Source organism: Microbacterium sp. p3-SID336 (genome assembly GCF_025143365.1).
Classification (GTDB): Bacteria; Actinomycetota; Actinomycetes; order Actinomycetales; family Microbacteriaceae; genus Microbacterium.
The window spans coordinates 21,262-41,201 of the sequence record NZ_JALXPE010000031.1 but is presented as its reverse complement, the minus strand read 5'-3'; the positions used below and the strand labels follow the sequence as shown (position 1 = coordinate 41,201).

At 71.0% G+C, this 19,940-nt stretch carries 16 protein-coding genes and 1 riboswitch; of the genes, 9 read left to right on the top strand and 7 right to left on the bottom strand.

The window, feature by feature from the left end; genetic code table 11:
* Positions 1 to 87: 87 nt before the first annotated feature.
* The 7 genes from M3C17_RS10885 to M3C17_RS10855 are packed head-to-tail and all read right to left on the bottom strand — an operon-like array spanning position 88 to position 7,632.
* The gene (locus M3C17_RS10885) at positions 88 to 861 is read right to left on the bottom strand and encodes an SDR family NAD(P)-dependent oxidoreductase (RefSeq protein WP_259977736.1); all 774 of its coding nucleotides are present in this window, start codon (positions 859 to 861) and stop codon (positions 88 to 90) included.
* Positions 862 to 889: 28 nt separating this feature from the next.
* Positions 890 to 1,834 (bottom strand): glycosyltransferase family 2 protein, encoded by a 945-nt coding sequence (locus M3C17_RS10880; protein ID WP_311198444.1) that lies wholly within the window; start codon positions 1,832 to 1,834, stop codon positions 890 to 892.
* 22 nt (positions 1,835 to 1,856) lie between these two features.
* Positions 1,857 to 2,993, bottom strand: a complete 1,137-nt coding sequence (locus tag M3C17_RS10875; protein WP_259977735.1) for a cysteine desulfurase family protein — start codon at positions 2,991 to 2,993, stop codon at positions 1,857 to 1,859.
* A 4-nt stretch (positions 2,994 to 2,997) separates the two neighbouring features.
* Positions 2,998 to 3,849, bottom strand: coding sequence for a carboxylating nicotinate-nucleotide diphosphorylase (nadC, locus tag M3C17_RS10870; RefSeq protein WP_259977734.1), 852 nt, complete (start codon positions 3,847 to 3,849; stop codon positions 2,998 to 3,000).
* Complete coding sequence (gene nadB / locus M3C17_RS10865; RefSeq protein ID WP_259977732.1) at positions 3,849 to 5,585, bottom strand: L-aspartate oxidase; 1,737 nt, start codon at positions 5,583 to 5,585, stop codon at positions 3,849 to 3,851. The genes nadC and nadB overlap by 1 nt, the downstream gene beginning before the upstream one ends.
* On the bottom strand, positions 5,582 to 6,919 hold the full coding sequence (gene nadA, locus M3C17_RS10860; protein ID WP_259977731.1) for a quinolinate synthase NadA: 1,338 nt from the start codon (positions 6,917 to 6,919) through the stop codon (positions 5,582 to 5,584). The genes nadB and nadA overlap by 4 nt, the downstream gene beginning before the upstream one ends.
* The gene (locus tag M3C17_RS10855; RefSeq protein ID WP_259977730.1) at positions 6,916 to 7,632 is read right to left on the bottom strand and encodes an NUDIX hydrolase; all 717 of its coding nucleotides are present in this window, start codon (positions 7,630 to 7,632) and stop codon (positions 6,916 to 6,918) included. Before M3C17_RS10855 ends, nadA begins: the two co-directional genes overlap by 4 nt.
* Positions 7,633 to 7,901: 269 nt before the next feature.
* On the opposite strand from M3C17_RS10855, the gene M3C17_RS10850 reads away from it, so the two are divergent.
* The 9 genes from M3C17_RS10850 to M3C17_RS10810 all read left to right on the top strand — a co-directional run bounded on the left by M3C17_RS10850 (position 7,902) and on the right by M3C17_RS10810 (position 19,919).
* Positions 7,902 to 9,596 (top strand): ABC transporter substrate-binding protein, encoded by a 1,695-nt coding sequence (locus tag M3C17_RS10850; protein ID WP_259977728.1) that lies wholly within the window; start codon positions 7,902 to 7,904, stop codon positions 9,594 to 9,596.
* A gap of 43 nt (positions 9,597 to 9,639) precedes the next feature.
* Positions 9,640 to 10,635, top strand: a complete 996-nt coding sequence (locus tag M3C17_RS10845) for an ABC transporter permease (RefSeq protein WP_259977727.1) — start codon at positions 9,640 to 9,642, stop codon at positions 10,633 to 10,635.
* Positions 10,628 to 11,608 carry an ABC transporter permease gene (locus tag M3C17_RS10840; protein ID WP_259977726.1) on the top strand — a complete coding sequence of 327 codons (981 nt, stop codon included), beginning with the start codon at positions 10,628 to 10,630 and terminating at the stop codon, positions 11,606 to 11,608. The genes M3C17_RS10845 and M3C17_RS10840 overlap by 8 nt, the downstream gene beginning before the upstream one ends.
* Complete coding sequence (locus tag M3C17_RS10835) at positions 11,605 to 12,456, top strand: ABC transporter ATP-binding protein (protein ID WP_259977725.1); 852 nt, start codon at positions 11,605 to 11,607, stop codon at positions 12,454 to 12,456. The genes M3C17_RS10840 and M3C17_RS10835 overlap by 4 nt, the downstream gene beginning before the upstream one ends.
* Positions 12,453 to 13,313, top strand: coding sequence for an ABC transporter ATP-binding protein (locus tag M3C17_RS10830; RefSeq protein WP_259977724.1), 861 nt, complete (start codon positions 12,453 to 12,455; stop codon positions 13,311 to 13,313). The genes M3C17_RS10835 and M3C17_RS10830 overlap by 4 nt, the downstream gene beginning before the upstream one ends.
* A 102-nt stretch (positions 13,314 to 13,415) precedes the next feature.
* Positions 13,416 to 13,510: riboswitch (glycine riboswitch) on the top strand.
* A gap of 152 nt (positions 13,511 to 13,662) precedes the next feature.
* Entirely contained in the window at positions 13,663 to 14,775 is a 1,113-nt protein-coding gene (gcvT, locus tag M3C17_RS10825) for a glycine cleavage system aminomethyltransferase GcvT (RefSeq protein WP_259977723.1), read from the top strand.
* A complete protein-coding gene (gene gcvH, locus M3C17_RS10820) occupies positions 14,772 to 15,149 on the top strand; it encodes a glycine cleavage system protein GcvH (RefSeq protein ID WP_259977722.1) in 378 nt (125 codons plus the stop codon). Before gcvT ends, gcvH begins: the two co-directional genes overlap by 4 nt.
* 61 nt (positions 15,150 to 15,210) lie before the next feature.
* Positions 15,211 to 18,051: an aminomethyl-transferring glycine dehydrogenase gene (gcvP, locus tag M3C17_RS10815; protein ID WP_396820030.1), complete on the top strand. Its 2,841-nt coding sequence runs from the start codon at positions 15,211 to 15,213 to the stop codon at positions 18,049 to 18,051.
* 215 nt (positions 18,052 to 18,266) lie between these two features.
* Entirely contained in the window at positions 18,267 to 19,919 is a 1,653-nt protein-coding gene (locus M3C17_RS10810) for an ABC transporter substrate-binding protein (RefSeq protein ID WP_259977720.1), read from the top strand.
* The last annotated feature ends 21 nt before the right edge of the window (positions 19,920 to 19,940 follow it).

Here is a 19,940-nt window from a genome sequence, read left to right as displayed (position 1 = left end):
AGAGGGGCTCGTCCGCCCAGCCGTGCCGGTGCGCCGGGCTTGTCCGTCCAGCTGGGGGATGTCCCGGCGAGGCGCATCCTGCGGGGGTCAGTGCACGGAGAGGCCGCCGTCGACGAACAGCGAATGCCCCGTCACGTAGGCCGAGCCCGCGCCGGCCAGGAACACGGCAGCGCCCGCGAAGTCGCTCGGCAGCCCGTTGCGGCCGATCATGGTGCGCGCGGCCAAGGCGGCGATGGTCTCAGGGTCCTCCTGCAGACGCGCGTTCAGCGGTGTCAGCACGAATCCGGGCACCAGGGTGTTGCTGGTGACCCCGGTGCCGCCCCACGCCTCCGCCTCCGAACGCATCAGCGACTCCACGGCGCCCTTCGACGCACCGTAGACCCCGCTGCTCACGAACGCCCGGTGCGCCTGCTGCGAGCTGATGTGGATGAGGCGCCCGTACCCCCGCGCGGCCATGCCCTGCGCATACCGCTGTCCGAGCAGGAACGGTGCCAGCGCGTTGACGGTCATCGTCGCGTCCCAGTCCTCCTGGGTGATGTCGGCGAAGGGAGGGCGGATGTTGATGCCGGCCGAGTTCACGAGGATGTCGGGCTCGCCGAAGGGCTCGGTCGCGGCCTCGGCCACGTCCCGGATGCCCTCGCGCGTGCCGAGGTCGCCCACGACCCCCGCCGCCCGGCATCCGAGCCCCTGCAGCTCCTCGACGGTCGCGCGGATCCTGTCCTCCCCGCGGGCGACGATCACGACCGAGGCCCCGGCGCGCGCGAGGGCGGTGGCGATGCCGCGGCCGATGCCGGAGCTGCCGCCGGTCACCACCGCGGTGCGCCCGTCGAGGGAGAACAGTGAGGCGAGGTAGTCGTTCATGCGGGGGTGCTCCTCGGGGCGAAGGCGCTCACCACGACAGGGCGTCGGCGAGCGCGGGGTCGGGGGCGGCGTGGGCGAACTCGGGCAGCGCCTCGAGCTCGGCGATGAACGCGGCGACCTCGGCGGCGTACGCGGGGTCGGGGTGGCTGCGGGCGATCTCCCGCAGCGGCGCCACATCCATCGCCAGGATCAGGTCGAGGCGCGCCGTCACGGCGGCGTGCGCCCCGGCCTCGTGCAGCACGCGGATGCCTCCGCGGAGGGCGGTCAGGTAGTCGCGCAGCACCGGCAGCTGCGCCTTGCTCTGCGTGATCGAGGTGCCGTCGGGGCGCACGCGCCAGCGCACCACCACGTCGGGGATCACGTCGAACGCGCGCGCCCGGGTGTACAGCGTCTGCGCCACGACCTGATCCTCGTAGGCGACTCCCTCGGGGAACCGCAGATCCTGCCACAGTTCCGTGCGGCTGATCTTGGACCACGCGACGATGTTCGACACCGCGTGGGGGTGCGCGGCGAGCGTGGTGCCGTGCCGCGCGGGGTCCGTGGCCGCGGCCACCCACGGCTGCACGCGACCCGCGACGTAGCGGTCCCCGTGCAGCCGGGTTCGCACGTAGGCACCGGCGGCGAAGTCGCTGCCCGTCCGTTCCAGAGTGCCGAGTAGCAGGGCCAGGGCGTCGGGGAGGAGCTCGTCGTCCGCATCGAGGAAGCCCGTGAAGGGGGTGTCCACCTGCGCGAGACCGATGTTGCGGGCGGCGCCGAGGCCGCGGGAGGCGGGGTGCTGCACGAACGTGAACCGCTCGTCGTCGGCTGCCGCCGCGGCGAAGACGGCGCCGGTGTCGTCGGCGGAACCGTCGTCGATCAGGAGGGCGCGCCACCGCGGCTCGGTCTGCGCGCGCAGCGAGTCGATGGCGGCGGGGGCGAAGGCGGCGATGTCGCGTCCTGGCACGATCATCGTCACGAGCGGGGCGGCGGTCACCAGCCGAGTCTATGGCCGCGGCTCACCCCCGGACGGCCTCGACGGCGGCGGCGACGAGGGTCGCGAGCCGGACGGCGACGTCGGCGGGCAGCGGAGTGCGCGCGAACGTGAACCGCACCGAGGTCTGCGCCACCGCGGGGGCGATGCCGCAGGCGAGCAGCACGTGCGAGGGCTCGTCGCTCCCGGCCGCGCACGCGGAGCCGCTCGACGAGATCACGCCGCGCCGCTCCAGCTCCAGCAGTACGGCCTCCCCGCTGACACCCGCGAACGTGAAGCTCGCGCTGCCGGGCAGCCGGTGCACGGGGTCGCCCGTCAGCTCGGCCTCCGGCACGAGGCGCTGCACCTCGGCGACGAAGGCGGCCGTCGCGGCACCCACCCGTGTGCTCGTCGCCGCACGCTCCTGCTCGGCGAGCTCGAGGGCGGTCGCCAGGCCCACCGCACCGGCGACGTCGGCAGTCCCGGAGCGGCGGCCGCGCTCCTGCCCGCCGCCGTGCAGCACCGGTTCGAGCGGGAGGCGGCCGCGCACGGCGAGAGCGCCTGTGCCTTTGGGCGCCCCGAGCTTGTGCCCCGCGAGGGACAGCGCGTCCGCGCCCAGTCCGTGCAGCGGCAGCCAGCCGGCGGACTGCACGGCGTCGAGGTGCAGGGGGGCACCGTGACTCCGGGCGACCGCGCCCAGCGCCGCCGCGTCCTGGACCGTGCCGATCTCGTTGTTGGCATGGCCGAGCGTGACCAGCGCTGTGTCCGGTCGGATCGCGGCCGTCAGCGCCTCCGGAGTGATCCGTCCGCGCGGGTCGACCGGCACCGCGGTCACCGCGACGTCGTGGAACCGCGCCAGGTACGCCGCGGACTCCAGGATCGACTCGTGCTCGATCGGCGAGACCACCAGGTGCCGACGCCCCGCCGCGAGCGCCCCGAGGACGAGACCCTTCACCGCGAGGTTGTTCGCCTCCGTGCCGCCGCTCGTGAACACGATGTCGCCGGGGCGCATGCCGAGCACCCTGGCGACCCGCGCGCGGGCATCCTCCAGTGCGCATGCCGCGGCCTCGCCCGCGGTGTGGTGGCTGGCGGGGTTGCCGAACACCGCGGTGAGGTACGGCTCCATGGCCGCCCGCACCTCGGGGCGCACAGGGGAGGTGGCGGCGTGGTCGAGGTACAGCACGGCGTCAGTCGATTCGGAGGTCGAGTCCCAGGTCGAGCGCACGCGCCGAGTGGGTCAGTGCGCCGACCGAGATCACGTCGACGCCGGTCTCCGCGATGGCGCGCACGGTGTCGAGGTCGACGCCGCCCGACGCCTCCACGGTCGCGCGGCCCGCGATCAGAGCGACGCCTTCGCGCAGGTCGTCGAGGGAGAAGTTGTCGAGCAGCACCGTGTGCGCGCCGCCGTCCAGCACCGCGGGGATCTGATCCAGGCGGTCGACCTCGACCACGACGTGCGCGGTGTGCGGAAGCCGGGACAGGGCGTCGCGCAGGGCCGTCGCGAGGTCCTGTCCTGTGCGCTGCAGCACGGCGAGGTGGTTGTCCTTCGCCATGACCGCATCCGACAGCGAGAAGCGGTGGTTGCGTCCGCCGCCCGCCGCGACCGCATGCCGCTCCAACGCGCGCAGGCCGGGCGTGGTCTTCCTGGTGTCCGCGATGCGCGCGCCGGTGCCCTCGACCGCCCGCACGTACGCGGCCGTGAGGGTGGCGACGCCGCTCATGCGCTGAGCGAAGTTCAGCGCGACCCGCTCGGCGGTGAGGAGGCTGCGCGCGGGGCCGGTGACCGTGGCGAGCACATCCTCCGCGACGAACGCGTCGCCGTCGCCCACGTGCAGGTCCACGGTGACCTCCGGATCGGTGAGGCTGAACGCGGCGGCGAAGACCTCCCCACCGCTGAACACGCCGGGCTCGCGGGCCACCAGGTCGGCGGTCGCGGTGGCCCCGGCGGGCAGCAGGGTGGTGCTGGTGAGGTCGCCCCAGGGCGCATCCTCCTCCAGGGCGGCTCCGACGACGCGGGTGAGGGTGGCACGGGTGAGCATCAGACGGTCTCCAGGATCGGCGGTCGGGCGGCCCGGGGCTGTGCCGGGGTCGCGTCGGTCTCGGGGCGCACGGCAGGCGCGAGCGTGGACCCGGCGGTGCGTGCGGCAGGGGCGGGCGCTGCGCCGGCGGTGGGCGCGGGCGCAACGGCATCGGGACGGGAGCGGCCCTCCGGGGCGCGGGTGGCGGCGTCGGCCCGGTGGTGGGCGCCGACCGAACGGTGGCGCGCGAGGGCGGCCGCTGCGGTGGCCTCGGCGACCACGAGCAGGTTCGCGTCCTCGTGCTCGCGTGCGGTGCGGGGCTGCCGCGGCGCGGAGGCCCAGGCGCGGAGCAGCGTGAGTGCGCGCTGGAGGCCTTCGGCGGTGCGGCTCAGCCCGACCTCGTCCCACATCAGCTGCTGGAGTGCCGAGCGGCTGAAGGGGATCGCCGGTGTCTGCGGTGCGATGGCGCCCGCGAGTGCCTCCGTCGCGGGTGCCTCCGTGGCGGGTGCCTCCGTCGCGGGTGCCTCCGTCGCGGGTGCCTCCGTGGCGGGTGCTGTCGTGGCGGGTGCCGTCGTGGCGGGTGCCTCGGCCCGTGGCCACGGGGTGCCGAGCGCGGCAGCGGCCCTCGCGCCGAACACGGCCCCTTCCAGCAGGGAGTTCGAGGCGAGACGGTTGGCGCCGTGCACCCCCGTGCGGGCGACCTCGCCGACCGCGTAGAGCCCGGGGAGCGACGTGCGTCCGTCCAGATCCGTGGCGATGCCGCCCATCAGGAAGTGCGCTGCCGGAGTGACCGGGAGCGGCTCCCGGGACCAGTCGTAGCCGCGCTCGCGCGTGGTGCGGTCGATGGTCGGGAAACGGCGGGCGAGCGTGGCACGGCCGAGCGCGGTCGCGTCGAGCAGCACGGGCGACTCCTGACGCGCGGCCTGACTCGCGATCGCCCTCGCCACGACGTCGCGCGGTGCGAGCTCGCCGTCCGGGTGGTGGTCGAAGACGAAGCGCCGCCCCGCGGCGTCGCGCAGGACGGCGCCCTCGCCACGCACCGCCTCGGAGATCAGGAACGCGGGACCCGTCGCGAGCACGGTGGGGTGGAACTGCACGAACTCCAGGTCGGCGACGGCGGCTCCCGCGCGCAGTGCCGCGGCGATGCCGTCGCCCGTGACGTCGGCGGGGTTGGTCGTGCGCGAGTACAGCTGCCCCGCCCCGCCGGTCGCGAGGACCACCGCGTCGGCGGCGATGGTCGAGATCGCGTCGCCCGTGAGCACGCGGACACCGGCCACAGCGCCGTCGTCGACCACGAGGTCCGTGAGGAGCGTGTGCGGCAGGACGACGATGCCGGCGCGCGGGACGGCGGCTGTCAGGGCCACGGAGATCGCGGCTCCGGTCGCATCGCCGCCGGCGTGAGCGACGCGCGCGTGGCTGTGTGCCGCCTCCCGCCCACGCAGCAGAGTGCCGTCCGCGGCCCTGTCGAACGCGACGCCGCGCGCGGCGAGTTCCGCGATCCGCTCGCCGCTCGCACGCACGAGCACGTCGACGGCCGCGGGGTCGGCGAGCCCGGCGGCGGCAGCGAGGGTGTCGGCGGCATGGGCGGCGGGGGAGTCACCCTGGCCGTGGCTGCCGGCGATGCCGCCCTGCGCGAACAGCGTGCAGCCTTCGCCGAGCGTGCCCTTCGTCACGACCGTGACCGCGTGCCCCTTCTCGTGCGCGTGCAGCGCGGCCGTGAGCCCGGCGATGCCCGTGCCGACGACGACGACGTTCATCGTGCTCCGGCCGTTGCGGGCGGCTTCGCGGCCAGCATGCGCTCGAGCGCGAGCCGCGCGGGCTCGGCGACGTCGGCGGAGACCGTGATCCGGTTGGGCGTACGTCCGGCGACGAGCTCCTCCAGCACCCACGCGAGGTAGCCGGGGTGGATGCGGTACATGGTCGAACAGGGGCACACGACCGGGTCGAGGCAGAAGATGCGGTGCTGCGGGTACTGGGCGGCCAGTCGGCGCACGAGGTTGATCTCGGTCCCCACGGCGAAGGTCGTCGGCTCCGTCGCCTCGTCGATCGCGCGGCGGATGTACTCGGTCGATCCGGCCTCGTCGGCGGCGTCGACCACCTCCATGGGACACTCGGGGTGCACGATCACGCGGACGCCGGGGTGCTCCGCCCTGGCCTGCTCGATCTGCGCGACGGTGAAGCGCCGGTGGACGGAGCAGAAGCCGTGCCACAGGATCACCTGCGCGTCGACGAGCTGCTCCGCGGTGGAGCCGCCGAGCGCTCGCCGCGGGTTCCACAGAGGCATGCGGTCGAGCGGCACGCCCATGGCCTTGGCGGTGTTGCGGCCCAGGTGCTGGTCGGGGAAGAAGAGCACCCGGCGTCCGCGTGCGAACGCCCACTCGAGCACGGTGTGCGCGTTGGACGAGGTGCACACGATGCCGCCGTGCCGCCCGACGAAGCCCTTGATCGCGGCGGAGGAGTTCATGTAGGTGACCGGGATGACCGGCAGCAGGCCGTCGTCGTCCGGGGTGTCGAGGTCTCCGAGCACGTCGCCGAGCTGCTCCCAGCACTCCTCGACCTGGTCGATGTCCGCCATGTCGGCCATCGAGCAGCCCGCGGCGAGATTGGGCAGGATCACCGCCTGCGTCGGCTGCGAGAGCAGGTCCGCGGTCTCGGCCATGAAGTGCACGCCGCAGAAGACGATGGCCTCCGCGTCGCCGCGGCCCTGGGCGGCGGTCGCGAGCTGGAAGGAGTCGCCCACGTCGTCGGCGTGCTTCACGACCTCCTCGCGCTGGTAGAAATGGCCCAGGATCACGACGCGGTCTCCCAGGGTCGCCTTGGCCGCGCGGATGCGCTCGTCCAGCTCGGCCTCGCCCGCCTCGCGGTAGGCGGCGGGCAGCTCGCCCTGGCGGGGGGCGCCGGCGGGGATGACGTCCCCCATCGAGGAGCCGGGGCCGTATCCGGGGCGGGAGTCGAAGTCCCAGGGCCCAGCCGCGAGGTCGGTCGCGCACGTGGCGTCGGTGGACGCACCGCTCACGATGGCCTGGATCGCGTGGTCGACCGAGGCGTCGAGCGGCGGGACGGCGGGCGTGGGAACGAGGGTGGTGCTCATCGGATGCTCGTCTCTTCTGGTCCGAGCGGGCCGCGGTCGGCCAGCTCGAGGTCGGTGTTGTCCCGGTACAGCCGGGCGGGGCGGTGGCTGCCGGTGCGGAAGCGCTCGGTGGGCAGGAGGTTGCCCGCGGCCTCGACCTGGCGGCGGAAGTTGGCGGGATCGAGCTGGCGGCCGAGGATCGACTCATAGGCCTCCCTGAGCTCGGCGAGGGTGAACTCCTCGGGCAGGAAGCCCTGGGCGACGCGGCTGTAGCCGACTTTGTTGCGCAGGCGCCAGAGCGCGTACTCGATGATCCGGGCGTGGTCGAAGGCGAGGGCGGGAAGGTCCTCGACATCGAACCAGCGCACGTTCTCCGGCGCGCGGCCGGAGGCGCGGTGGGCGGCGATCTGCTCCTGCACGTCGTCCTGGCGCAGCAGGGCCCAGTACACGATCGACACCACGCGGGTGGGGGAGCGGTCGACCGCGCCGAACGCGTAGAGCTGCTCGAGGTAGCTGGGCGACAGTCCCGTGGTCTCGGCCAGGGTGCGGGCGGCGGCGTCGACGGGGGACTCCTCGACCGTGAGCCAGCCGCCGGGAAGCGCCCACCGGTCGGCGAAGGGCTCGCGGGTGCGCCGGACGAGGGGGAGTGCCAGCACGGCGGCGCCGTCGTCGGAACGCCGCAGCGTCAGGATGACCGTCGAGACGGCGACCCGGATGTCCGAGCTTTGAGTCATAACTACCTTAACCTCCACCGTCGATCTTAGTGTCAACGCGACCCTTAGTGCACGCGGATGACGCCGGGGCCGCCGAGTCCGAAACGTTATCTCTGCGAGGTGGTCGGGCTTGTTCCGCCGACGAGGGTTTGTTAGGTTACTGTCCTAACAAACCCCTTCGAGGGCGGCCGCGGGCCCCTTCTCCCGGGGTTCCCGTGAACCCCAAGCCCGGGGTTCGGCTCCATCCGGAGAAATCCCTCCTGCAGTGCAGCACCGAGAGGAAATGAAGAATGATCCGTAACGGAAAGCGCAAGCTCGCGCTCACGGCGGTCGCGGGGGCCTCGGTCCTCGCGCTGGGCCTCACCGCCTGTGGCAGCGGCGGCGGCAGCGAAGGCGGAAACGCCGACGGCGACCGCGCCCTTCGCGTGTGGGCCGGCAGCCAGACCCCGATCACCACGAACTACAACCCGTTCGCACCGACCGTGCTCCACGGCGCGCTCGGCCCCATCTACGAGCCCCTGTTCTTCTACAACAAGACGAAGGACGAGGAGCCCATCGGTCTGATCGGCGACTCCTTCGAGTACAACGAGGACGGCACGCAGATCACGGTCAAGATCAAGCCGGACCTGAAGTGGAGCGACGGCGAGCCGCTCACCGCGGAGGACGTCGTGTTCTCCTTCATGTACGAAGCCAACAACCCCACCGGCAACGGCCTCGTCTCGGCCGAGGCGACCGACGAGACCACGGCCGTCCTCACGTACTCCATCCCGCAGTACACCACCGAGTTCCAGCGCATGGGCTCGAGCTACATCCTGCCCAAGCACATCTGGGAGGAGATCACTGACTACGCGAACTTCACCAACGAGGAGCCGGTCGGCTCCGGCCCGTACGTGGTCGACAAGACCACCAGCGAGTCGTACACGCTGGTCGCCAACGAGAACTACCGCGATGCGGACGAACTCGGGGTGAAGAAGGTCCAGTACATCGCCGTCGACAACAACCAGACCGCTCAGGACCTCCTCGCCGCGGGCGAGCTGGACTGGACGGGCATGTTCATCCCGAACCCGGATGACGTGACGGGAAACGGCAAGATCGAGTGGATCAACACGCCGCAGGACCCGACGGTGCTCTACACCTGCTCCAACGCCGAGCTCGGCTGCACCGGTGCGCAGACCGACGTCGCCGTCCGCCAGGCGCTGAACGTCGCGATCGACCGCACCACCATCAAGGACAAGGCGTTCGTGGGTCTCACGGGCGACGTCTCGCCCGCCTACACGCTGCTGCCGCGTGACGAGAAGTGGCTGACCGACCCCGCGTACGAGGTGAGCCCGCAGGAGGCCGACGACGCCGAGGCCGGCGAGATCCTGGAGGCCGCCGGCTACACCAAGGGCTCCTCCGGCATCTACGAGAAGGACGGCGTGCCGGTCGAGCTCAGCCTCATCTCCGTCGACGGCTGGACCGACTACAACGACGCCGCGAAGCTGATCGCCGAGCAGGCGGAGGCCGCCGGCATCAAGATCACCACCTCGACGGTGCAGTGGCAGGAGTTCGTCGACGCGCGTCAGTCCGGTCAGTACGAGCTGATCGTGGGCGGTGTCATCGGCACGACCATCGCCGACCCGTTCCAGATCTACCGCGACTGGTTCGGCGGCACCCAGGTGCAGTCGACCAGCCCTGTCGGGCAGGACGTCCCGACCAGCCGGTGGAACTTCAGCCGGTACAACAACCCGACGGTCGACGCGGCGATCCAGTCCGCGATCGGCACCGACGACGAGGCGACGAAGAAGGAGCTGTACGCCACGATCCAGTCCGAGATCGTGCGTGACCTGCCCTACATCCCGCTCGTGATCAACGCCACGCAGACCTTCTACAACACGAAGGACTACACGGGCTGGCCGACCGAGGAGAACCTCTACGCCTTCCCGCCGTCGTGGGGTGCGATCGCCGCCGGGTACGTGCTGACGCAGATCAAGCCCGTCCAGTAAGGCCGAGAGGAGTCGGGGAAGCAGGAAGTCAGGACACTGTGACATGAAGTTCTATGCACGAAGGATCGGGTTCTACGCGTTCACGCTGTGGGCCGCGATCTCCATCAACTTCCTGCTTCCCCGGCTCATGCCGGGGGACCCCGCCGACATCATGATCGCCAAGATGCAGCGGGCAGGCGGAGAGGTCTCCGAGACCACCATCCGCAACATCAAGCTCCTGCTCGGCGGGGACGACTCCTCGCTCTGGGAGCAGTACATCGCCTACTGGGGGCGCATGCTCCGTGGCGACCTCGGGGTGTCGGTGACGAAGTTCCCCACACCGGTCGCCGACCTGATCGCCGGCGCCCTCCCCTGGACGCTCGTGCTCGTCGGCACCGCGACCGTCATCTCCTTCCTGCTCGGCGTGCTGCTCGGCGCCTGGGCGGGATGGAAGCGCGGGACCTGGGTCGACCACCTGATCCCCGCCACCACGGTGCTGCAGTCCATCCCGTACTTCTGGATGGCCCTGATCCTCGTCGCGGTCTTCGCGGTGGGCCTGGGGTGGTTCCCGATCTTCGGCGGCTACGACGTGTTCGACTTCCCGAACGGCCCCGAGCCGACCTGGGCGTTCTTCAGCGATGCCGTCGCGCATTCGATCCTCCCGGCCCTCACGATCGTGATCAGCTCGGTCGGCGGCTGGATGTTCGGCATGCGCAACATGATGGTCTCCACGCTCGCCGAGGACTATGTGCTGACCGCCGAGGCCAAAGGCCTGCGCCCGCGTCGCATCATGATGACGTACGCGGCGCGCAACGCCGCCATCCCCTCCATCGCCGGCTTCTCGATCACGCTCGGGTTCGTGGTGGCCGGCTCGATCGTGATGGAGCAGGTCTTCACGTACCCCGGCGTGGGAAAGCTCATGTTCCAGGCCGTCACCAACAACGACTACGCACTGATGCAGGGGCTCTTCCTCGTCATCACCATCACGGTGCTGGTCGCCAACTTCTTCATGGACCTCGTCTATGGCTTCATCGACCCGAGGGCTCGCCAGAATGTCTGACACGAAGAATCCGCTCCTCGTGGAGCAGCCGCCCGCCGTCGCTCCCGAGGGCACGGTCGCCGTGGCCACGCAGCGCCAGGAGCGCCGTCGTCGCCGCGTCCTGCCCAGCACCTCGCCGAAGTTCATCGTCGGTGCGACGATCGTGCTCGCCATCGTGCTGTTCGCCGTCATCGCGCCGTTCTTCACGCAGAATCCGCGCAGCACCGACAACGCCGCGCTGCAGCCGCCGTCCGCCGAGCACTGGCTCGGCACCACCAAGCTCGGCAACGACGTGTTCGCCCAGCTCGCGATCGGCGCCCAGGGCTCCCTGCTCGTCGGGGTGACCGCCGGCGGGATCGCGATCGTGCTCTCCCTGGTGTTCGGTGTGCTCGCCGGCTACCTCGGTGGCTGGCGCGAGGACGCGCTCTCGCTCATCACCAACGTCATGATCGTGATCCCCGGGCTGCCGCTCGTGATGGTGATCGCCTCGTTCGTCCCGCAGCGCAGCTGGCAGCTGGTCGCGTTCGTGCTCGGCATCACCGCCTGGGCCGGCGCCGCCTACGTGCTGCGACTGCAGACGCGGTCGCTGCGCACCAGGGACTACGTCTCGGCCTCGAAGGTGGCGGGGGAGCGGTCGCTTCGCGTCATCCTCGTGGAGATCATGCCCAACCTGCTGCCGCTGCTGACGGCGCAGTTCCTCTTCGCGATCATCTTCGCGATCCTGGGCGAGGCGGGGCTGTCGTACCTCGGCCTCGGCCCGAATTCCTCGATCACGTGGGGTTCGATCCTCAACGACGCGCAGTCCGGGCAGGCGCTCGGCCGTGGCGCGTGGTGGTGGTTCGTGCCGCCCGGTCTGCTGATCGCCGCGATCGGCGCCGGCCTCGCGCTCATCAACTTCGCGATCGACGAGGTCATCAATCCCAAGCTGCGCACCGCACCCGACGCCGCGCGGCGCGTGCGGAAGGCCGCCAAGAAGAAGGGGGTCTCCGCATGAGCGACGCCGTGCTGACCGCCAGGAACGTCTCGATCGAGTACGAGGTCGATCCGCCGGTGAAGGCCGTGCGGGACGTCACCCTGACGCTGAACCGCGGCGAGATCCTCGGTCTCGCCGGTGAATCCGGCTGCGGGAAGACCACCCTCGCCTACGGTTTGAACCGGCTCCTCAAGGCGCCGGCGCTGATGACGGACGGCGAGATCGTGTTCCACGACCGCGACGGCCACGACATCGACATCGTCGGTCTCGACGGCGAGGGCCTCCGCGCATTCCGCTGGGACAAGATCTCGATGGTGTTCCAGGGGGCCATGAACTCCCTCAACCCGGTGATCGACGTCAGGGCGCAGATCTTCGACATCTTCGACACGCACCGCCCCGGCATGTCCAGGAAGGACAAGCAGCAGCGGGCGGAGGAGCTGCTCACGCTGGTGGGGGTCGACCCCGCCCGGCTCACGAGCTTCCCTCATGAGCTGTCCGGCGGGATGCGCCAGCGCATGATGATCGCGATGGCGCTCGCGCTCGACCCGCAGGTGATGATCATGGACGAGCCGACCACTGCGCTCGACGTGGTCGTGCAGCGTGGCATCATCCGCGAGATCATGCGCCTGCGGGAGAGGCTCGGGTTCGCGGTGATCTTCATCACCCACGACCTGCCGATGCTGATCGAGATCAGCGACCGGATCGCGGTGATGCTGCAGGGCCGCATCGTCGAGCAGGGCACGGCGGAGGAGATCTACCGCACGCCGCAGCACGAGTACACCCGGCGGCTGCTCTCGAGCTTCCCCTCGCTCACGGGCGAGCGGGGCGACTTCGTGCGCAGCGGCGTGAGCCAGGAGGCGGCGCGATGAGCGCGAACACCGGGACCGACCGCGCGGCGGGCTCCCTCGAGGTCCGCAACCTGGTCAAGGACTTCCACCTGCGCTCGGGCTTCCGCACCAGCGTGCTGCACGCCGTGAAGGACGTCTCCTTCACGCTGGAGCCCGGCCGCACGACCGCGCTGGTCGGCGAGTCGGGTTCCGGCAAGTCGACCATCGCGCGCATGCTCATGAAGCTCGAGACGCCGACCTCCGGCAGCATCCTCCTGGACGGGGAGGAGACCAGCGCGCGTGGGCGGGCCATCGAGCGCTACCGCTCGGACGTGCAGATGGTGTTCCAGGACCCGTTCGCCTCGCTGAACCCCTTCCACACCATCGCGCACCACCTCGAGCGGCCGATCCGCCTGCACCACCCGAAGCTGCGCAGCGCCGAGGTGCGCGCCAGGGTCGTGGAGCTGCTGGAGCGCGTGCGGCTCACGCCGGGGGAGGACTTCGCGGAGCGCCGCCCCCACGAGCTCTCCGGCGGACAGCGACAGCGTGTCGCGATCGCCAGGGCGCTGGCCCCGGGCGCGCGCTTCATCGTGGCCGACGAGCCCGTGTCGATGCTCGACGTGTCGATCCGACTCGGCGTGCTCAACCTGCTCGCCGAGCTGCAGCGGGAGGAGAACCTGGGTGTGCTCTACATCACGCACGACCTGGCGACCGCGCGGCACTTCTCGGACGACATCATGGTGCTCTACAAGGGCGACGTGGTGGAGCGCGGGCCCGCCGACGAGGTGATCCTCAACCCCCAGCACGAGTACACGAAGACCCTGCTGGGCGCGGCGCCGGAGCCGGAGAACCTGGGTCGTCTGCGGGACGAGGTGCGCGCCGAGCTCGCCGGGCTCTGAGCGGCGGCCTCGGGCTCCTGCGTCCGTGGCGGGCGTCGCGTCGAGGGCACGCGGCCGCCGCGGTGTCCCGCTAGACTGAAGCCACAATCGAAGACAGGCCGAACGACCACCGCGGGAGAGCCCCGGCGAACGCAGCCGGGCACCGAAGGAGCAAGCCTCCCCGCCAATCTCTCAGGTACGCGTACCGCGCTGGTCCGGCCGCTCTGGAAAGCGATCCCCGCTCGTCGGGGGATCCGCCGACGGTGAAAGCCTCGCGTCCGCGCGGGCGAAACTCTCAGGCCGATGACAGAGGGGGAGTTCCGAGGGACGACGATGTCGCCGTCCCGCCCGACCAGTCCGGGAGAACTCCATGTCCGAACCCCGCTACACCCCGCTGCGTGCGCGCCATGAGGCGCTCGGCGCGTCGTTCACCGACTTCGGCGGCTGGCAGATGCCGGTGCGCTACACCTCCGATCTCGCCGAGCACCACGCGGTGCGCCGGGCCGCCGGCCTGTTTGACATCTCGCACATGGCCGAGTTCACCGTGCGCGGCGCCGGCGCGGCGGACTACCTCGACTACGCGCTCGCCGGTCGGCTCTCGGCGCTCGCGGTCGGGAAGGCCAAGTACTCGCTGCTGCTGACCTCCCGGGGCGGCATCGTCGACGACGTGATCGTGTACCGCCTGGCCGACGAGGACTTCCTCATCATCTCGAACGCCGGGAACCGCGATGCGGTGCGGGCGGCACTCCAGGAGCGCATCGAGCCGTCCGCCGTCGCCGATGTCGCGGTGGCCGACGTCTCGGACGACTACGCGCTCCTCGCGGTGCAGGGGCCGAACGCGGAGCAGATCCTGGCCGACACCGCGGCGATCGCCGACGTGAGCGTGCCGCTGGCCGAGCAGAAGTACTACGCGTGGGCGTCGGCCTCGTTCGCCGGGCAGCCGCTGCTCCTGGCGCGCACCGGCTACACGGGCGAGGACGGCTTCGAGCTGCTGGTGCCGGCGGCGCTCGCGGTCGACCTGTGGGACGCGGTGCTCGCGGCGGGGGAGTCGCACGGGCTGGTGCCCGCTGGGCTCGCCGCCCGTGACACCCTGCGCCTGGAGGCCGGCATGCCGCTGTACGGCCACGAGCTGAGCCTCGACACGACGCCCGCCCAGGCCGGGCTCGGCCGCGTGGTCGTCTCCGCGAAGGAGCGCTTCGTCGGCAAGGACGCCGTGGCGCAGCCGGACGCCCGCGTGCTGGTGGGCCTCGCCGCGGAGGGCAAGCGCGCCGGTCGCGCCGGCTACGCGGTGGTCGACGCCGACGGAGCACCCCTGGGCGAGATCACCAGCGGCGCCCTGAGCCCGACGCTCGGCCACCCCATCGCGATGGCCTTCGTCGACCCTTCTTCCGCCGAAGAGGGAACCGCAGTATTCCTTGATGTGCGGGGGACCCGCATCCCCGCGACCGTGACCGCCCTGCCTTTCTACCGGAGGAACAGATGACCGACCTCAGCGCACTGCACTACACCGAGGAGCACGAGTGGATCGCCGCCGACGGCGACACCGTGACGATCGGGATCACCGACTACGCCGCCGAGAAGCTCGGTGACGTGGTGTTCGTCGAGCTGCCCGCCGTCGGCACCGAGATCACCGCCGGCTCCGTCGTCGGCGAGATCGAGTCGACCAAGTCGGTGGGGGAGCTCTACGCTCCGGTCGCCGGCACCGTGACGGCCGTGAACGACGCCGTCGTCGACGACCCGTCGCTCGTGAACGCCGAGCCGTTCGACGGCGGCTGGCTGCTCAAGGTCTCGGTCGCGGACGGTGCGCTCGACGGACTGCTGGACCGCGACGCCTACGTCGCACTCACGGAGGGCTGATCCAGAAGTGGTTGCTTTCGCCGATCGTCACATCGGACCCACCGACGCCGCACAGCGCACCATGCTCGACGCGCTGGGGATCGGCGCCGCGGAGGACGGCGCGCTGACCCCGGTCGAGACGCTGATGCGTCAGGCCGTGCCCGCGTCCATCTACACCGGCCCCGAGGCCGCCGCCGCCGCCTCGCGGATTCCCGCTGCCGCGACGGAGACCGAGGCCCTGGCCGAGCTCCGTGCCCTCGCGTCGCGCAACGCGGTGAACCGTTCGATGATCGGCCTGGGCTACCACGGCACCATCACCCCGCAGGTGATCCAGCGCAACGTGCTGGAGAACCCGTCGTGGTACACGGCGTACACGCCGTATCAGCCGGAGATCTCCCAGGGCCGCCTGGAGGCGCTCATCAACTTCCAGACCATGGTGGCCGAGCTCACCGGGCTGTCCACGGCGAACGCGTCCATGCTGGACGAGTCCACTGCCGTGGTCGAGGCGATGCTGCTCGCCCGCCGGGCCTCGAAGTCGGGGTCGAACGTGTTCGCGGTCGACGCGGACGCGCTGCCGCAGACGCGGGCCATGCTCGCCTCGCGCGCCGAGGCACTGGGCATCGAGCTCGTCACGGTCGACTTCACGGCCGGCGAGGAGCTGCCCGCCGCGCTGTTCGGCGTGTTCGTGCAGTACCCGGGCGCGTCCGGGCGGGTCTGGGACCCGACGGCCGTGTTCGACGCCGTGCACCTCGCCGGAGGACTCGCGGTGGCCGCCGCCGACCTGCTGGCGCTCACCCTGCTCGCCTCGCCCGGCTCCCTCGGCGCCGACGTCGCGGTGGGCACCACGCAGCGCTTCGGCGTGCCGATGGGCTTCGGCGGACCGCACGCCGGCTACATGGCGGTGCGCTCCGGGCTCGAGCGGCAGCTGCCGGGGCGCCTGGTCGGCGTCTCGGTCGACGCGGACGGCAAGCCCGCCTACCGCCTGGCGCTGCAGACGCGCGAGCAGCACATCCGGCGGGAGAAGGCCACGTCCAACATCTGCACGGCGCAGGTGCTGCTCGCCGTGATGGCCTCGATGTACGCGGTCTACCACGGGCCGGACGGTCTCAGCGCGATCGCGCGGGACGTGGCGGCCAAGGCGACGCTGCTGCGCGGCTGGCTGGTCGAGGCGGGCGTGGAGGTCGTGCACGAGCACTTCTTCGACACGCTCACGGTGCGCACCCCCGGGAGGGCCGCGGAGCATGCCGACCAGGCGCGCGGCGGCTACGGGATCCTGCTGCGCGTGGCCGACGCCGACACCATCGGCATCGCGGTGGACGAGACCACGACGATCACGGAGCTGCATCAGGTCGCGATGGTGTTCGGCGGGAAGCAGGAGCGCAGCTTCGCGTTCATCGCGGGCGCGGCCGACGCGCTGCCGTCCGCGCTGCGCCGCCAGGACGAGTACCTCACGCACCCGGTGTTCCACGCCCACCGCAGCGAGACCGCCATGATGCGGTACCTCAAGAGCCTCGCCGACCGCGACTACGCGCTCGACCGCGGCATGATCCCGCTCGGCTCGTGCACCATGAAGCTGAACGCGGCGACCGAGATGGCGGCGATCACCTGGCCCGAGTTCGCGGGCATCCACCCGTTCGCCCCGGAGGCCGACGTCCGCGGCTACCTCGAGCTCATCGATCAGCTGGAGGGCTGGCTCGCCGAGGTCACCGGCTACGACGCGGTGTCGCTGCAGCCGAACGCCGGGTCCCAGGGCGAGCTCGCCGGGCTCCTCGCGATCCGCGGCTACCACCACGCGAACGGCGACCAGCACCGCACGGTGTGCCTGATCCCCTCGTCGGCACACGGCACGAACGCGGCCTCCGCGGTGCTGGCGGGCATGAAGGTGGTCGTGGTCGCGACCGATGAGCTGGGCAACGTCGACCTCGACGACCTGCGCGCCAAGATCGCCCAGCACGCCGACGACCTGTCGGCCCTCATGATCACGTACCCGTCGACGCACGGCGTGTACGAGGAGCAGGTGGTGGAGATCACGAGCGCGGTGCACGAGGCCGGCGGGCAGGTGTACGTCGACGGCGCCAACCTCAACGCACTCCTCGGCTACGCCCGGTTCGGCGACCTCGGCGGAGACGTCTCGCACCTCAACCTGCACAAGACGTTCGCGATCCCGCACGGCGGCGGCGGCCCCGGCATCGGTCCCGTGGCGGCCAAGGCGCACCTCGCGCCCTTCCTCCCGTCGCACCCGCTGGCGCAGCGCGCCGAGCACGTGGGCGGCCACACGTTCGAGGGCCCCGTGATCTCCGCGGCGCCGTACGGCTCGGCGGGCATCCTCCCGATCTCGTGGGCGTACGTGCGGATGATGGGCGCGGACGGCCTTCGTCGGGCGACCGCGGCGGCCGTGCTCTCGGCGAACTACATCGCCGCGCGCCTCGCCGACCACTTCCCGGTCCTGTACACGGGGGAGAACGGCCGCGTCGCGCACGAGTGCATCCTCGATCTGCGGCCGCTGAAGGAGGCGACGGGGATCACGGTCGACGACGTCGCCAAGCGCCTGATCGACTACGGTTTCCACGCGCCGACCATGTCCTTCCCGGTGGCGGGCACACTCATGGTGGAGCCGACGGAGTCGGAGGACCTCGACGAGATCGAGAGGTTCATCGAGGCGATGGTCATGATCAAGGCCGAGGCGGATGCGGTCGCGGCCGGTCGCTGGCCTGCCGACGACAACCCGCTGGTGCGCGCGCCGCACACCGCCGTGTCGCTGATCGCGGGGGAGTGGTCGCACGCCTACACCCGCGAGGAGGCCGCGTATCCGGTGGCCGCCCTCGTGGCCGCCAAGTACTGGCCGCCGGTCCGCCGCGTCGACCAGGCGTACGGCGACCGCAACCTCGTCTGCGCATGCCCTCCCGTGGAGGCATTCGCCTGAGCCCGGCACCCTCGTCCGACGGCGTCGCGACCGCTGCACCGGGGGCGGGCGCCGTCGGCGTTGCGCCGTGTTTCCGGCGCGTGACGATTGGTCACCACTCAGTAACAGTTCGTTAGCTCAGTGCGGCTGAACGTCGACCCGCAGGTTACGCTCAGGTATCCCTGCGCGCTCGATGATGCGCGCGCAGTATTCCCACGTCCACAGGAGGACACAAAGTGAAGCGCAACAAGATCGCCCTGGCGGGCGTCGCGCTGTTCGCGGTCGGCGCTCTGGCGCTCGCGGGCTGCGCAGGCGGATCCGGAAACACCGGTGACGGCGACAACGGCGGGGCGAAGGCCGACCCGGATGCCATCATCACGACGAACGGCTCCGAGCCCGAGAACCCGCTGATCCCGACCAACACGAACGAGGTCGGCGGCGGCAAGATCCTCGACGAGATCTTCGCAGGGCTCGTGTACTACGACGCCGAGGGCAAGCCGGTCAACGACATGGCCGAGGAGATCACGACCGAGGACCCGCAGCACCTCACGGTCAAGCTGAAGGAGGGCCAGACGTTCTCCAACGGTGAGGAGGTCACAGCCGACAACTTCATCAAGGCGTGGAACTACGGTGCTCAGGTCGAAAACGCGCACCTCTCGAACTACTTCTTCGAGGACATCGAGGGCTTCCAGAACACGCCAGACGTCTACGGCGCGCAGGGCGACATGTCCGGTCTGCAGCAGGTCGACGACTACACGTTCACGATCACGCTGAACAAGCCGGCCGCCGACTTCGCGCTGCGCCTGGGCTACTCGGCGTACTACCCGCTGCCCGACGTGGCCTTCGAGGACATCGACGCGTTCGGCGAGAACCCGATCGGCAACGGCCCGTACATGCTCGACGGCGAGGGCGCCTGGCAGCACGACGTGCAGATCGACCTCGTCCGCAACGACGACTACCAGGGCGGTCGCAAGGCGGCCAACGGCGGCCTGTCGATCATCTTCTACGCGACGCAGGACGCGGCGTACGCCGACCTGCAGGGCAACAAGGTCGACGTCATCGACGTCATCCCGGCCGTGTCGCTGCCGACCTTCCAGGACGACCTGGGCGACCGTGCGGTGAACCAGCCGTCGGCCGTGTTCCAGTCGTTCACGATCGGTCAGTTCCTCCCGCACTTCTCCGGCGAGGAGGGCATCCTCCGTCGTCAGGCGATCTCGATGTCCTTCGACCGCGAGCAGATCACGGAGAAGATCTTCTTCGGCACCCGCACCCCGGCCTCCGACTTCACGTCGCCGGTCATCGACGGCTGGTCCGACTCGATCCCCGGCGCCGAGGTCCTGGAGTACGACCCCGAGAAGGCGAAGGAGCTGTGGGCCGAGGCCGACGCCATCGCCCCGTGGGAGGGCGAGTTCAAGATCGCCTACAACACCGACGGCGGCCACCAGGAGTGGGTCGACGCGGTCACCAACGCGATCTCGAACACGCTCGGCATCGAGGCATCGGGCGACCCGTACCCGACCTTCTCGGTGATCCGCGAGCAGATCAACAACGACGCCATCAAGACGGCGGCGCGCTCGGGCTGGCAGGCCGACTACCCCGGTCTGTACAACTTCCTCGGCCCGCTCTACGCGACCAACGCCGGCTCGAACGACGGCAACTACTCGAACCCCGAGTTCGACAAGCTGATCGCCGACGGCATCAGCAACACCGACACCGCGGCCCAGGTCGAGGAGTTCACGAAGGCGCAGGAGATCCTGTTCAACGATCTCCCCGCGATCCCGCTGTGGTACTCCAACGTGACCGGCGGCTACGCCGACACCGTTGACAACGTCACGTTCGGCTGGAACTCGGTCCCGCTGTACTACGAGATCACGAAGGCCGCCGAATAGGCCTGACGGATCTCGCATCCG